The following is a 14,757-nucleotide window of genomic DNA, read 5'->3' as shown; positions in this document are numbered from 1 at the left end:
CGCGGCAGAGGCAAAGTAGGCCAATGTAGCGCCGGCGTGATGCTGGAGCGGGCGGCGTAAAAGCCGTCCATTGGCTATGCTGATCCCTTTTGAGGGTCGGCCGGGATGTTTGCCGTGGAAGTCTATACCGCTGTCCGGCACCTTGTGTTCGTGGAAGGCAACGGTTGCCGCGAGGCGGCACGTGTTTTCGGGTTGAGCCGTGAGACGGTTCTGAAGATGTGCCGCTTCTCGCTCCCGGAGGGTCACCTCAAACTCCCCCACCTTTGGTCGGGTCAAACTCCTCCACCTGCAGCAGGACGCAGAAGGTTTATTTCGATGTTGCTTGGCGAGCAAGAGCCTCGGCGGCTTCCTTGAGGCGATAGCTTCGGCCTTCGAACTCGAGCAGGTGGCAGCGATGCATGAGGCGGTCGAGGATGGTGGTGCTCATCGTGTTGTCGCGGAGGTAGGTTCCCCATGTCAATGACCGTGGAACCGGGACCCCATATTTTCGCGCAAAAGGGACCCCTGTTTGGGGCACGACGGTGAGCGCTCGATCAGGCGGAGCTGGTCGGGGTTGCACAGCCTGATCGGGCGCGGCTGATTGGCCTTTCGGCTTTAGCTTTGAGAGCGGCTTTTGAAGCGCCAGGATTCGTTTCCGGTCTCGACGATCTCGCAATGATGGGTGAGCCGATCGAGTAGCGCGGTTGTCATCTTGGCATCGCCGAAGACGGTGGGCCATTCGCCGAATGCCAGGTTGGTGGTGATGATGACGCTGGTGCGCTCGTAGAGCTTGGATACGAGGTGGAAGAGCAACTGTCCGCCGGCCTGGGCGAAGGGCAAATAGCCGAGTTCGTCGAGCACGACGAAGTCGAGCCGGGTCAGATGATCGGCGGTACGGCCCTGCCGGCCGGCGCGGGCCTCGGTCTCGAGCCTGTTGACCAGATCGACGACATTGAAGAAGCGGCCGCGCGCACCGTTGCGGATCAGCGATCGGGCGATGGCGATGGCCAGATGGGACTTGCCCGTGCCGGTGCCTCCGACCAGGACGACATTGCGCTGATCGGCAGCGAAGGCTCCGCCGGCAAGATCGCGGATCAGACTCTCGTTGACGGGCGTGCCGGTGAAGTCGAAGTCGTCGATGTCTTTGGCCAGAGGGAGCTTGGCGACGGTGAGTTGGTATTTGATGGAACGGGCCTGCTTCTCCGATATCTCGGCCTGCAGCAGATCGCCGACGATCTTCGGCGGCTCGTGCTGCCGCTTGATGGCGACGCCCATGATCTCGTCATAGGCCGCCCGCATCCCGTAGAGCTTCAATTCTCCCATCAGTTCCAACACTTCGGTGCGTTCCATGGCTGCTTGTCCTCCTGAGGCTGTCATAGCGGGCGCAGTCGGCAATCGGCTCGTGAGCCAGCTTCAGCGCCTGGGGAATGGAAAGGATCGTGCCCGGCACCGGATCGCGGCTGCGAGCCAGGATGTTGAGGATCACCGCCGCCGATGAGACGCTATGCTCGAGCGCTTCCTGACAGGCCGCCTCGACCGCGTTCAATCCGTCGCTCAGCACACAGGTGAGGATCGACACCATCTGCCGGTCGCCGTCATCGGCGGCCTTGAGCTTGCGGCGAACCTTCTCCATGGCCGACGGTAGAACCCAGTTCTTGAACGGCGCGCCGTTGCGCAACCCGCCGGGTTTGCGGGCCAATACCGGGACGTAATGCCAGGGGTCGTAGATCACCTCGTTGCGGCCGAAGCAGCGGGCATGTTCGCCCACGACCGCGCCGTCCTGGCGGATGACGATCCGATCGGCATAGGCATGGATCTCGACCGGCCGGCCGACGGCGCTCGACAGCACTGAGTATTTGTTGTTGTCGAAGCGCACCGTGCAGGTCTTCGACACAGAAGCCGGAATGCAGTGGAAGCCATCGAAGCGCCCAGCATAGGGAATAAAGCTGGCCTGCTCCTCCTCGAACACTTCCCAGACCGTGCGGCCGCCCTGTTCAGGATGCGGGTGTGCCTTGGCGTAGGCGACGCATTTGTCGGCCAGCCAGCCGTTCAGATCCTCCAGCGTCTTGAAGCGCAACCTCGGTGTGAAGAAGCGTTCACGCACCAGCCCGACCTGGTTCTCGACCTGGCCCTTCTCCCAACCCGACGCCGGCGTGCAGGCCTCCGGTTCGACAAGGTAATGACCGCACATCTGCGCGAAGCGGCGGTTGTAGCGGCGATCCCTGCCGATGAAGATCGCATCCACTGCCGTCTTCATGTTGTCGTAGATGCCGCGCGTGCAGGCCCCGCGGAAGAAAGCGAACGCCCGGTCATGGGCGTCGAACACCATCTCCTGCGTCTCGCGAGGATAGGCCCGAACGTAGAACATGCGGCTGTGGCAAAGCCGCATGTGCGCCACCTTCACGGTGACCGTCACACCGTCCAGCAGGACGACCTCGTGGCTCCAGTCGAACTGGTAGGCTTCGCCAGGCGCGAAGCTCAAAGGGATATAGGCCTCAGCGGCAGCGCTACCGCGTTGCTCATCCCAGTCCTGCGCATGCCGCCATACCGAACTGTAGCTGCCGTCATAGCCGAGGCCGCGAAGCTCCTCGTATATCCGGATCAGTGTCAGCCGCTCCCGCTGAGACTTTGCCGCATTCGCCGACAGTAGCCCGTCCAGCTTCTCTCGCCAGGCGCCCATCCGCGGATAGGGCTGATGCTTGCGCTCGTAACGAAACTCCGTCTCGTCCGACCGCAGCACCTTGCGAACAACCTTCCGCGAGATCCCAAGCTCCCGGCAGATCGCCTTGATCGACTTTCCCTGCACCAGCGACAGCCGGCGTATCTTCGCAATCGTCTCCACAATCAACATCCAAAACAAATGCCTCCGATGAAACCGGAAGCATCTTGATGACCCCATCGTTAAGGGGTCCCGCTTGGACGAAAATCACCCCTTAAACAGGGTCCTCATTCCACGAAAAATCACACTCATCTGCCCTTCGCTGAGCAGCATGATGAGCGGTCGACCAAGACCATCGCACACAGCATGCAGCTTGGAGTTCAGGCCGCCCCTGGTTCGCCCGATGCGTCGGGGAACAGCCCCTTTTTAAGCAGGCTTGCGGCCGTTCGATGCGCCTTCAAATGGGTGGCGTCGATCATCAGTTGATCGGGCTTGCCGCCTTTTGCCGCCAATTCGGCAAATATCCGGTTGAAGACGCCGAGCCGGCTCCAGCGGATGAAGCGGTTGTAGATCGTCTTGTGGGGACCGTATTCCCGGGGCGCGTCACGCCACCGCAGCCCGTTCCTGATCACGAAGATGATGCCACTGACGATCCGACGATCATCGACCCTCGGCACACCGTGAGACCGTGGAAAATGTCGCTCGATCCGTCGCATCTGCGCGTCCGACAGCCAGATCAAATCACTCATTGCAGCGCCTCCTCGCGCCACAATGAATCAACTGATCGTCACATCCGCAACCATTTTAATAGGTCCTGAACCTAGCCCGCCTTGCGTCCAGGTGTGGGATAAGCGGAGATGTTGAGAATGCCAAAATGACTGACGTTCAGGATAGGTGATTGTGTTACCTGGAACTCGGAGGCCGGTTCTCAATATGAGATCAAGGGCCCCAAGACAGACACATTACGACCCACGAGGGCGAAGCCTTGCCGCGTGCATCTGTTTACCGATCCTGCCGTGCTGCGGCTGCCAGCTAATTTCACTCCAGCATGTCAAGCGCGCCTACGCTAAGCAGGCCTGAACGAACGACAGACCGCAGGGTTGGTTTCGATTCTTCCCGCTCCTATCAGGTCGAGGCAATAGGGCACGGCGGGAAAGACGGCGTCGAGACATATGTCGATTGCGGAGGGCTTTCCGGGCAGGTTGATGATTAATGTGCGGCCGCGTATGCCGGCAGTCTGCCGGGAAAGGATAGCGGTCGGAACGTGGGCCAGGCTCGCCTGCCGCATCAGTTCGCCGAAGCCAGGAAGCTCCTTGGTGATGACGGTGTGCATTGCCTCAGGGGTGAGATCGCGCGGTGAGGGACCGGTGCCGCCCGTTGTCAGCACGAGATCGGCGGTTTCGCGGTCGCACAACGTCGCCAATGTATCTTTGACGCTCTCGACGCCGTCCGGCACGGTAAGGCGAACACATTCGAAGGGGCTGGAGATGGCGGCACGCAGCCAATTTTCTACGGCGGGGCCACTCAGATCCTGATAATCACCGCGGCTGGCGCGATCCGAGACCGTCACGACGGCAACACGCATCATTGCTGATCTGCTTATGCGGTGACGGCCGGCCTCGACCCAGCCTCACCTCGGGCGTAACCATCCACCAAGCGTCCTGGCAGTTCAAGGCAGGAAAGCACGAAACGGGCGGACTGCGGGTCCTGTGTTTCGTCGAGCACGGAGCGGTAGGTGCGCGCCACCTCCACCATGTCGCAGTCGTGCGGGGATAGCCTCAGCCGCCTTATGCCATGGCGGATAAGCGTCGCCGGCTCGAACAGCGCGGCGTGCACCTCGGCCGACAGCGTCTGCACGCCGTTGATGGCCAGGAAGGACTGATCGTCCAGAGTGTCGACAGCCAGTCCGTCAGGATCCTGCTCGCAGGTGAACTGGCATGAATCCTTATGCAGCCTGTGCAGCCTTGCATGATAGCAGCGTCCTGACAGGGCTAGCGGTAGTCGGCCGAAGGCGAAAAGTTCGAACTCGATCTCCGGGCAGGCGGAGGCGATGGTTCCTACCGTCTCCAGCGACAACTCCACTGGCGGGCAGATGCTGGTGGCGCCATGACGTGCGAGGAAGCGCGCCGTCGTCTCGTTGTAGACGTTGAGGAATGGGCCGGTGACGAAGGGCTTGCCGCTGCGGGCGGGCAGGGCGGTGATGTCGTTGATCTCGACCAGGCGTTCGTCCGCGCATAGCTCGGCGATGGCCTTGCGCTCGCGCACTGTGGTCGGCGCGGCCAGCGTGGAAAGCACCACCTGCTTGCCGCCACGCTCCAGCCTTTCGATGATTTCGGGCCAGACGGGATCGGAAAACGGCATGCGCTTTCCGCACACGACCTCGCCGACATGGACACGCTCCACCGGCGCCTCGTCGGCGATGCGGAAATAGAAATTGCGCAGCTTTTCCGCCGGCCAGTGGAAGAACAGCGGTCCGAGCGTCAGGGCGACCCGTGTCATGGTTTATCTCCAGGTCTTTCGGTAGGCGCCGGTGGTCTGGCGCCCGCCTTCCGATAGGCCGGCGAGGATGTTGTCGATTTCGGTCGCGTCCTCGCCCTGTTCGGCAGCGTCGACTGCCTTTCTGAAGGCGCGTACCACCTCGGTGACGTAGCCCTTGCCGCGCTGACGTCCCTCGATCTTGAGGGCGGTCACGCCGGCGGCCTTGAACGCCACGATCATGCCGCCGGCATTGAGGCTGACCGGGTCCTCGAACAGGTAGCCGGCCTTGTCTCCGGCCTTGAACCTGCCCTTGCATAAGGTCGGATAGCCGGCAGGCTCGCCCGGCGCATAGCGGTCGATGGTAAAGCCGGCGAGCCGCGCTGCGGTGCCTTCGCGATCTTCGTCATAGCTCACCCTTTCCGGTGGCGAGCAGACGCCGTTGAGATTGGGCGAGCGCCCGGCGGCGTAGGAGGAGAGGTAGCAGCGACCCTCGATCATTACGCACAAGCCGCCGAACACGAAGGCCTCGGTCTCCACCGCGATGGCGCGGTTGAGGGCGGCGATTTCCTGTACCGAGAGCACGCGCGGCAGCACCACCCGGCGCACATTGAAGGCATCGGCATAGAAGCCGATCGATTCCGGCGTCGCGGCCGCGGCCTGTACCGACAGGTGCAGGCGGGTTTCCGGATGTTGGGTGGCCATGTGATCGAGCACGGCGATATCGGCGGCGATCACCGCATCGGCCTCGCAGGATGTGGCCGTATCGGCGGCCCGGCGCCAGGGATCGGTATCACCGGCGCGCGCGAAGGTGTTGATGGCGACCAGCACCTTTGAGCCATGGGCATGGGCGAAGCGGACGCCCTCGGCCAGTTCCTGCGGCGAGAAATTGAGACCGGGGAAATTGCGTGCGTTGGTTTCGTCGCGGAAGCCGCAATAGACCGAATCGGCCCCCGCCTGCACGGCGGCCCGCAGGGCCGAAGGCGTGCCGGCGGGGCAGACGAGTTCCATCCTGCCGTTGGTCGTCATGGTTGCGTCCTTTCACGGCGATGGGCACCGGTAGCGATCTGGCGGACGAGCGACAGCCCGCCCAATATGCCCGAATCGGTGAGCCGTGCGACCGCACCTTTAAGACCGAGCAGATCGGAGGGCCGCAATTCGGCATCCTCTATGGCGTTGCGCAACGCCACCACTGCCTCGGTGCGGCCACTGACGGAGATGGCGCGGTGGAAGAACAGCGCATCGCCATCCAGCGTACCGTCAAGGATGCCGAGCAAAAGCAGGATCGGGCCGCGGATGACGACATCGGAAGGCGAAGGGCCGCTTTTGCCTGTGGCGCGCACCAGGGCGGCGTGCCCGTCCGGCACCACATGGAAGGCAAAGGGCAGGTCGGTCGGATCGATAAGGAAGCGCGCCTTCCCGAATTCGCCGAGCCGCTCGAAGGTCTCCGGCCGCCGCCGAGCGAGAGACCGTAGCGCCTGAGTCAGCAGCGGGCCGAGCGGCTGGCCGGAAAAAGCCGGCAGGAAGCGTCGGATCGGCTCGGGCAAACTTGCGTCTTCATTGGGGTCGAGCGCCATCGGCTCCTCCGGAGTGCGGCAGGATGAGCACACCGTAATCAGGATGCCGCCAAAGTGTCTTGCGCTGGATCAAACAAAATCGACGCTGGTGAGCGCCGTCGGCAGTTGCGGCCAACGGGCACATCGCAGCTTGCCCAGTCATAATCTACACTCGCGGCACAATATCCGGCCCCGCACAGGGAGGCAGTCATGTCTTGCGATGCCCGACTCTGGCCGCTGACAGATCAGGTCTGGCGTCAGTTCGGCCAGTTCGATCTTGTAATGGAGCGTACCGGGGTAGATCCTGTTTTTGCCGCTCGCAAGGCGGGCGGTACAGCCATTGCGCAGGCACGCAATACCTGCCTCGTTTGCCACAGGCAGAAGCAGTGTCGGTTCCTGCTGGAGCAGAACGAGGCAGACACCATCATGGCCTTCTGTCCCAATGCCGGCTTTTTCGATTCATGCCGGCAACGCGAGCCCTGTAAAAATTCGGGATGCGGAGTGCGATAGCTGAAGTTTAAGAGTTGGGTGTCCCGCCGCCTTCTTTGACCGGGCGCAACACCGGATCTGGCGCTGAATGATATGGACGGTGTCCGTGGTCAGGGACACCTTCATGCACCAGCGCACTCTTCCTCCTTTTGCGACCCTTGGCGCCTTCCTTACCTATCTGGCGGAACGGGATGAGCTCGAAACCATTGCCGCGCCGGTCTCCATGCATCTGGAGGTCACCGAACTTCATCGCCGGGTGCTTCTCGGCGACGGCCCGGCCCTGCACTTTACGAGGGCGCTTGATCGGGACGGCAATTCAGCCCGGATGCCTGTGATGGCAAACCTGTTCGGAACCGCAAGGCGGGTGGCCTGGGGGCTTGGTACCGATGTCGGGGGCCTTGAGGGGCTGGGTGAAATGTTGGCTTTCATGCGCTCACCACAGCCGCCCCAGAATCTGCGCCAGGCGCACACGATGCTGCCGGCGGCCCGCGGTGCGTTGCGGGCGCGGCCAAAGAAAGTCGCCCCACCTTGGGACTGGCGGGAGGCAGACCCGGATTTCTCACTGTTGCCGGTGCAGACCTGTTGGCCCGGTGACGCCGGGCCGCTGATTACCTGGCCGGTGGTCGTTACCCGCCCGCCGGGTCTGGACGATCCGTCTGCCTATAATCTCGGCATCTATCGCATGCAGGTCATCGATCATGATCGCGCCATTCTGCGCTGGTTACCGATGCGAGGTGGCGCAGCCCACCATCGGCTATGGCGGGAACGGGGAGAGGAGATGCCGGTCGCAGTGGTGATTGGCGCAGACCCGGCGACGCTGCTCGTCGCCGTCATGCCGGCTCCGGAGGGCGTGTCGGAACTGGCACTGGCCGGCATGATCGGCGAGCGGCGAGCGGCGGTAGCCGCCTGCGCGACCATACCGCTGCATGTGCCGGCGAGTGCCGAGATCGTGCTGGAGGGCACGGTTTCGCCAACGGAGACAGCGCTCGAGGGGCCTTTCGGCGATCATACCGGCTATTACAATGCGCCCGAGCACTATCCGGTTTTCAGGCTGAAGCGGCTTTGCCTGCGCGATGGTGCGAGCTATCTCACCACATTCACCGGCCGCGCGCCGGACGAACCGTCCGTACTTGGCGCCGCGCTGCTCGAGGTATTCAAACCATTGCTGCGACAGGCGATCCCCGAGATCGTGGACGTCTGGATGCCACCGGAGGCTTGCTCCTACCGGATCGCCGTGATCGCCATCGCCAAGAGATATGCCGGGCAGGCACGGCGCGTGATGATGGGTTTCTGGTCGCTGCTGCCGCAGTTCTCGATGACCAAGACGATCGTCGTGGTAGATGACGATATCGATATCCGCTCATGGGACGATGTGATGTGGGCGCTCTCCACCCGCATGGACCCTTCGCGTGACCTGCTTCTGGTGGAGCGGACACCCATCGACCCGCTTGACTTCGCTTCGCCTCTGGAAGGGCTGGGCGGCAAGATGGGCCTCGATGCCACCTGCAAGATCGGTGCCGAGACCAGTCGGGAATGGGGCGTCAAGCTGGCTATGGACATCGCGATTACGGAACGGATCGCCGAGCGCTGGTGGGAGTTCTTTCCGGCACGACAGGGGAGTACACAATGACGGCGGCGCACTTGATCGTCGGTGTTACCGGCGCCTCGGGTTCGGTATTGGCGCTGGAGACGCTGCGTCAGCTCGGTGGAGCCGGTGTCGAGACGCATCTCGTGGTGACGAGCGGGGCGCGTATGACAATCGCCCACGAATTGGGTAGCAAAGGCCTGGCCCGATTGAATGAGGCGGCTACGCATGTCCATTCGCCACGCAATCTCGCTGCGCCCATCGCCAGCGGCTCGTTCCGCACCTCGGGCATGATCGTGGTGCCGTGCTCAATGCGCAGCCTGGCCGCTATGGCACATGGGCTAGGCGACAATCTGGTGACCAGGGCCGCCGATGTAGTGCTGAAGGAAAAGCGCCGGTTGGTGGTGGCGCCGCGTGAGGCACCGCTGCATGAGGGTCATCTCGAAGCCATGTTGCGGCTGGCCCGGTTGGGCGCCGTCATTGCCCCGCCCGTGCCGCCGTTCTACGCCCGGCCGGCTACCATCGACGATCTGGTGCGCGAGATAGCGGCTCGGTTCGTGCAATGGGCGGGCATCGATCCCGGCCACTGCATGACGCGCTGGGGCGGGGGGTCGGCTGTGTAAGCGTGAGCTCTATGTCCTGCCGCCGATACGTCGAAGACCCTGCCGTGCGCGACAAAATAAGAAGAGCCCGAAGTAGCTCGCAGCGCCCCTCGACAGCGCCTGCGACCGGGCTGGATACTGAACGGTATGAACCAGCGCCGGATGACAGACTATCAGGCGGAGCAGGCGGGTTCGGCCCTTTTCATGTACACAGGCGTTTCGCTCTCCCCTCCTAATCGATAACGTCAATCATGGCCATGTGGCGATGTCGTCGAACAGAAGGGCGATGTCTACGTAATCGCTGCAGTCCTGTCCCATCGGCCCCAATTCTCTATGACGAGTTCGGTCTTGCCTTCTATATTAAAAGATAGTAATAAGTCACTTGCAAGCGGTAGGCAAACCCGAAATTGCGTGAACCGGTACGGGTGGCGCAAAGAGCGTCACGCTGCCAGGGCGAGGTTTGATCGTTAGAGTGCTTGAGGGAGCCCCAAGCACGTCGGGTGGATGGGTATAGGAGATCAACGAGCCTGCTCAAGTCCTATCCGAATCCCATTGTGACTGAGGAGCATAAAGATGAGTGCTGGATCGTTCCCCTCGGAACTATACAAGGCCAACGTTGAACTGCAACAGCGCATCATTGAGTTACTGACCTGCCACTGAACTGTCATCCAACGGCGATTAGAGCCTCGGCCGTTTCTGTTACGCTGTAGGGCGCGGGTTGAGCAACCGGCAGAGACGCGTAGCGGTCATTGAGCGCAGCGTTGGAGCCGGTTGCGGTGAGGGTTCCGGCGAAAGCCGCCGGGGTCTGGTATCCGAGCGAGGAATGCGGTCTCGCGGTGTTGAAGTCCTGCCGCCATTCGGCGATGGCGCTTCGGGCGTGATCGAGGCCGAAGAACAGGCTCTCGTTCAAAAGCTCATCGCGCATCCGGCCGTTGAAGGACTCGACATAGCCATTCTGCATGGGCTTGCCCGGCGCGATGTAGTGCCATTCCACCAGGTGATCCCTCGACCAGGCGAGGATGGCGTTCGAGGTGAACTCGGTGCCGTGGTCGGAAACGATCATGTCCGGCTTGCCACGCCGGCTGATCAGATCGGTCAGTTCACGTGCCACCCGACGACCGGAGATCGACGTGTCCGGGATCGCGGCCAGGCATTCCCGCGTCACGTCATCGACGATGTTCAGCACGCGGAAGCGCCGTCCGCAGGCAAACTGGTCGTGCACGAAATCCAAGGACCAGCGTGCATTCGGTCTCGCCTCGACCAGGATTGGTGCTCTCGTACCCACCGCTCGTCGCCGCGCCCGGCGCTTGCGAACCGTCAGCCCTTCCTCCCGGTAGAGCCGATAGATGCGGTTGATGCCGGATGGCTCTCCCTCCCGCCGCAGCAGGATGAACAGCCGCCGATAGCCGAAGCGCCGGCGCTCATTGGCAAGATCACGTAGCCGGACGCGCAGGTCGGTCTCCGGCGGACGGCTCGACCGGTAGCGGATCATCTTGCGATCGGCATCGACGAAGGAACAGGCCCGACGCTCCGAAAGGCCCATCACGGCCTGCAGATGCGCGACGGCTTCGCGCTTGGCGGCGGGCCCTACCATTTTTTTGACAGAAGCTCGCGAAGTGCCGAGGCTTCCAGCATCTGGTCGGCGAGCAGCTTCTTCAGCTTTGCGTTCTCATCTTCCAGAGCCTTGAGGCGCTTGGCGTCGGACACGTCCATGCCGCCATACTTCGCCTTCCAGTTATACAGCGTCGCCTCGCTGACACCGTGCCTGCGGGCCAGATCGCCCGCCTTCGCACCCGCCTCGTGCTCACGCAGCACCGCGATGATCTGATCTTCCGAAAACCGCTTCCGCTTCATCTGTCCGTCCTTCAATCGAGGCCGGACTCTAACTCCAGGTGGAGGAAAAACTCAGTGGCAGGTCATGGCGGCCAGCATATGTGCTGAAATAGTTACCTTAAAGCAGCCTCGGGTGCGTCGTCGTTTATTTGTCCACCCGATCATGTCATCGCCTCAATCGAGTGTTTGTAGAGCGCGAACACTCCCGGGGCATTGGCGCGGATGCGCTTGACGTCGCCGGCCAGAAGAGCCTGCATCACGAGTCCCTGTATGGTGCCGATGAAAAGTATGACAGCGGCCTTTTCATCCAGCGCATCAGCGATTTCACGGCGTTCCTTGCCGTCTGCGATGAGCCGGCCGAGACGCTCTCCATAGCGCCGGATCAAGGTTTGTGCCATCTGCTTGGCCACTGTTTGCTCAGCGCGCTGCAATTCTCCAAACAGCATCCTGGGCACGCCAGGATGCTCGGTGATGAAATCAATATGCGCCATGAACGCTGCCTCCAGTGCCCCAAGAGGAGAAACCGCTCTGGAAGTCGCCTTTTCAATGCGAGCCAGCAGCCGGTCGGAAACCCATTCCATCACCGCCTGAAGGATCGCATCTTTCGAAGGGAAGTGCCTGAACAATGCGCCCTGGGTCACCCCCATCCGCTTGGCGATTGCCCCGGTCGTAATATCGGCCGGGTTCTGCTCCGCCGCGAGTTCGATGACGGTCTCGACGGTTATTTCTCGCCGCTCCTCCGCTGGAAGATAGGCTGATCGGGAGATCATTGTACTGCTCCTAAAGATAGTGATTGACTACTACCTAACGATCAGGCAGCTTCGTGGCAAGGTTTAAACGGCCATGCGTTTGTAATTTGAACGACCTCGGTTAGCCATAAAAATTCCGCCAGACACGGAGAGCGCCGTGAACGACGCATCGAAAACTGCAGAACGGAAATCATTACGCTTCCCCACCGCCTTCACCATTCTATTTGGGCTGATCATCCTCGTTGCGGCGCTGACCTGGATCATTCCCGCGGGTCAGTATCAACGCATTCACAACGCTGCGCTCGATCGCGACGTTCCGGTTGCCGGCACCTACCAGGTTACCGAACCCAATCCGCAGGGCATCTTTGACATCATCATGGCGCCGATCGGCGGCCTTTATGATCCGGCCACCAATCAGGCCAACGCCATCGATGTGGCTTTGTTCGTGCTGGTGATCGGTGGCTTCATCGGTGTGGTCGCGGCGAGCGGCGCCATAGATGCCGGCATCGCCAGTTCGATGAGGGCGCTCAAGGGTCGCGAGAAATGGATGATCCCGGTGCTGATGGCGGTTTTTGCCTTCGGCGGCACCACCTACGGCATGGCCGAGGAGACACTTGCTTTTTATGTGCTGCTTCTGCCGATCATGATCGCGGCCGGCTATGACGCTATCACGGCCGTGGCCATCATCCTGCTCGGCGCCGGCGTCGGCGTGCTCGGTTCCACGGTTAATGCGTTTGCCACTGTCATCGCTTCCGATGCCGCAGGCGTCCCATTCACCCAAGGTATTGTGCTGCGCTTCGTCATCCTCGGCCTGACGTGGCTCGCCTGCGTGATCTACGTGATGCGCTATGCCGAGCGGGTTCGCGCCGATCCGAGGCAATCGCTTGTATACGACCGCAAGGAAGACAACGAGGCGCATTTCCTTTCGGCGCACCAGGATATCGCGCGGGAATTCACCACCCTGCACAAGATCGTGCTTGCCATCTTCGGTCTCACCTTCGTCGTCATGATCTGGGGCGTCTTGAAGGGCGGCTGGTGGATGGGTGAGATGAGTGGCCTGTTCCTCGCGTCAGCCATCCTGGTGGGCTTGATCTCCCGGCCTGGAGAGGAAAAGTTCGTAGACGCGTTCCTGAACGGTGCGCGCGACCTGCTTGGCGTGGCGCTGATTATTGGCCTTGCCCGCGGCATCGTCGTGGTTATGGACGCCGGCAAGATTACCGATACGATCCTGCATTGGGCCGAGGTATCGGTTTCCGGTCTCTCCGAGGTCGTGTTCATTAACGTGATCTATTGGATCGAGGTTCTGCTCTCGTTCTTCGTGCCGTCCTCGTCGGGCCTTGCCGTGCTGTCCATGCCGATCATGGCCCCGGTCGCGGACTTCGCCAGCGTCGGGCGCGACCTTGTCGTCACCGCCTATCAGTCAGCCAACGGCCTGGTGAACCTCATCAATCCCACCTTTGCGGTGGTTATGGGCGCGCTCGCTATCGGGCGGGTGCCTTATGAGCGGTGGCTGCGCTTCGTGTGGCCACTGCTTGTCATTCTTACCGTCATCATCATGGCGAGCCTCAGCGTCGCCACAATGATTGCCTGAAGGAGAAGACCGTGTCGATTACTTATGGTGTGCATTCCGAAGTGGGCAAGCTCAGGCGGGTACTCGTTGACCGTCCCGGAGCGGCGCTTGCTCGCCTGACCCCGTCAAATTGTCACGAACTGCTGTTCGATGACGTCATCTGGGTCAAGCAGGCGCGTGTCGAACACATGACCTTCGTCGACGCCATCCGCTATCGCGGGGCAGAGGTGGTTTTCCTGCGCGAGACCCTCGCCGAGACGATGGAGGATATGGAAGCGCGCCGCTGGCTGCTTGAGCGGCGCATCAATGAGAACACGGTCGGGGTCGGACTCGCCGACGACCTGAAGGCCATGCTGATGGAGGCCGATGCCGACGCGCTGTCGCTCATCCTCATGGGCGGCATGAGCAAAGCGGAACTGACCATCCAACCGAAAGGTGTGCTGGTGCCTGCATTGCGGCCTGAAGATTTTATCCTGCCCCCGCTGCCGAACCATCTTTTTACCCGCGACACCACATGCTGGATCTACGGCGGGGTTACGCTTAACCCCATGCGATGGAATGCGCGCAAGCTGGAAACAGTCAATATTACGGCCATCTACCGCTTCCATCCCGATTTTCGCGATGCCGATTTCTCCGTATGGTGGGGCGATCCTGAGAATGACTACGGGCTGGCGACCCTGGAAGGCGGTGATGTCATGCCGCTCGGCAACGGCGTGGTGCTCGTCGGCATGGGTGAGCGCACGACGCCTCAGGCCGTTGGCCAGCTTGCCCGTGCACTGTTTGCACAAGGGGCCGCAGAGCGTGTCATCGCCTGCAGACTGCCGGTTGAACGGGCGTCGATGCACCTGGATACAGTCTTCACCTTCTGCGACCGTGACCTCGTCACACTGTTTTCGGAGGTCGTGGACCGTATCACGACCTATTCGTTGCGGCCGGGTAAGCAGGATTGGCAAATCGACGTACGCGAAGAGACCGAGCATCTCACCGAAGTGGTTGCCGAGGCTATGGGGTTGCCCAAACTTCGCGTTGTTCCCACGGGTGGTGATGCCTACGTCGCCGAGCGCGAGCAATGGGATGACGGCAACAACGTCGTGGCGCTCGAGCCCGGCGTGGTCGTCGGCTACGACCGCAACACCTACACCAACACGCAACTGCGCAAGGCGGGCGTGGAAGTCATCACAGTGCCGGGCGCCGAACTTGGGCGCGGGCGCGGCGGCGGCCACTGCATGACCTGTCCATTGGTCCGGGATCCAGTGTGAA

The 14,757-nt window shown here is 61.8% G+C and carries 13 protein-coding genes and 2 pseudogenes; 5 read left to right on the top strand and 10 right to left on the bottom strand.

Annotated elements, in window-relative coordinates; translation table 11 throughout:
• Positions 1-307: 307 nt before the first annotated feature.
• The 8 genes and pseudogenes from ACTDI4_RS22290 to ubiT form a co-directional block, all read right to left on the bottom strand.
• Positions 308-454, bottom strand: a pseudogene (locus ACTDI4_RS22290) (ATP-binding protein); the annotation flags it as partial.
• Positions 455-594: 140 nt separating this feature from the next.
• Complete coding sequence (gene istB, locus ACTDI4_RS22285) at positions 595-1,329, bottom strand: IS21-like element helper ATPase IstB (RefSeq protein ID WP_442843213.1); 735 nt, start codon at positions 1,327-1,329, stop codon at positions 595-597.
• Entirely contained in the window at positions 1,262-2,830 is a 1,569-nt protein-coding gene (gene istA, locus ACTDI4_RS22280; RefSeq protein ID WP_442843212.1) for an IS21 family transposase, read from the bottom strand. The genes istB and istA overlap by 68 nt, the downstream gene beginning before the upstream one ends.
• Before the next feature lie 114 nt (positions 2,831-2,944).
• Positions 2,945-3,387, bottom strand: a pseudogene (locus ACTDI4_RS22275) (IS5 family transposase); the annotation flags it as partial.
• Positions 3,388-3,704: 317 nt separating this feature from the next.
• Positions 3,705-4,223 carry a molybdopterin adenylyltransferase gene (gene mog / locus ACTDI4_RS22270; RefSeq protein ID WP_442843434.1) on the bottom strand — a complete coding sequence of 173 codons (519 nt, stop codon included), beginning with the start codon at positions 4,221-4,223 and terminating at the stop codon, positions 3,705-3,707.
• A 14-nt stretch (positions 4,224-4,237) separates the two neighbouring features.
• Complete coding sequence (ubiV, locus tag ACTDI4_RS22265) at positions 4,238-5,137, bottom strand: ubiquinone anaerobic biosynthesis protein UbiV (RefSeq protein WP_442843211.1); 900 nt, start codon at positions 5,135-5,137, stop codon at positions 4,238-4,240.
• Positions 5,138-5,140: 3 nt separating this feature from the next.
• Positions 5,141-6,124 (bottom strand): ubiquinone anaerobic biosynthesis protein UbiU, encoded by a 984-nt coding sequence (gene ubiU / locus ACTDI4_RS22260; protein ID WP_442843433.1) that lies wholly within the window; start codon positions 6,122-6,124, stop codon positions 5,141-5,143.
• Positions 6,125-6,138: 14 nt separating this feature from the next.
• Positions 6,139-6,690, bottom strand: coding sequence for a ubiquinone anaerobic biosynthesis accessory factor UbiT (gene ubiT / locus ACTDI4_RS22255; protein ID WP_442843210.1), 552 nt, complete (start codon positions 6,688-6,690; stop codon positions 6,139-6,141).
• A 189-nt stretch (positions 6,691-6,879) separates the two neighbouring features.
• Here ubiT and ACTDI4_RS22250 point away from each other — a divergent pair, with 189 nt between their 5' ends.
• The 3 genes from ACTDI4_RS22250 to ACTDI4_RS22240 all read left to right on the top strand — a co-directional run bounded on the left by ACTDI4_RS22250 (position 6,880) and on the right by ACTDI4_RS22240 (position 9,366).
• A complete protein-coding gene (locus ACTDI4_RS22250; protein WP_442843209.1) occupies positions 6,880-7,179 on the top strand; it encodes a DUF6455 family protein in 300 nt (99 codons plus the stop codon).
• A 103-nt stretch (positions 7,180-7,282) separates the two neighbouring features.
• Positions 7,283-8,788 carry a UbiD family decarboxylase gene (locus tag ACTDI4_RS22245; protein WP_442843208.1) on the top strand — a complete coding sequence of 502 codons (1,506 nt, stop codon included), beginning with the start codon at positions 7,283-7,285 and terminating at the stop codon, positions 8,786-8,788.
• Positions 8,785-9,366 carry a UbiX family flavin prenyltransferase gene (locus tag ACTDI4_RS22240; protein WP_442843207.1) on the top strand — a complete coding sequence of 194 codons (582 nt, stop codon included), beginning with the start codon at positions 8,785-8,787 and terminating at the stop codon, positions 9,364-9,366. Before ACTDI4_RS22245 ends, ACTDI4_RS22240 begins: the two co-directional genes overlap by 4 nt.
• Before the next feature lie 643 nt (positions 9,367-10,009).
• On the opposite strand, the gene ACTDI4_RS22235 is transcribed toward ACTDI4_RS22240, so the two are convergent.
• Both ACTDI4_RS22235 and ACTDI4_RS22230 read right to left on the bottom strand, forming a co-directional pair.
• Positions 10,010-11,199 (bottom strand): IS3 family transposase gene (locus ACTDI4_RS22235; protein ID WP_442843206.1). Its coding sequence is split into 2 segments (ribosomal slippage): positions 10,010-10,947 and positions 10,947-11,199, totalling 1,191 coding nucleotides; the frame shifts between segments, so codons are not numbered across the junction.
• Positions 11,200-11,339: 140 nt separating this feature from the next.
• Entirely contained in the window at positions 11,340-11,948 is a 609-nt protein-coding gene (locus ACTDI4_RS22230; RefSeq protein WP_442843205.1) for a TetR/AcrR family transcriptional regulator, read from the bottom strand.
• A 136-nt stretch (positions 11,949-12,084) separates the two neighbouring features.
• Between ACTDI4_RS22230 and ACTDI4_RS22225 the strand changes: the two genes are divergently transcribed.
• Together ACTDI4_RS22225 and arcA are read left to right on the top strand one after the other, a co-directional pair.
• Entirely contained in the window at positions 12,085-13,518 is a 1,434-nt protein-coding gene (locus tag ACTDI4_RS22225; RefSeq protein ID WP_442843204.1) for a YfcC family protein, read from the top strand.
• Positions 13,519-13,529: 11 nt separating this feature from the next.
• Complete coding sequence (gene arcA, locus ACTDI4_RS22220; RefSeq protein WP_442843203.1) at positions 13,530-14,756, top strand: arginine deiminase; 1,227 nt, start codon at positions 13,530-13,532, stop codon at positions 14,754-14,756.
• The last annotated feature ends 1 nt before the right edge of the window (position 14,757 follow it).

The organism is Mesorhizobium sp. PUT5, from assembly GCF_052216645.1.
GTDB lineage: Bacteria > Pseudomonadota > Alphaproteobacteria > Rhizobiales > Rhizobiaceae > Mesorhizobium.
Note: the sequence above shows the minus strand (reverse complement) of the source record. Positions and strands in the feature narration are given on the sequence as shown.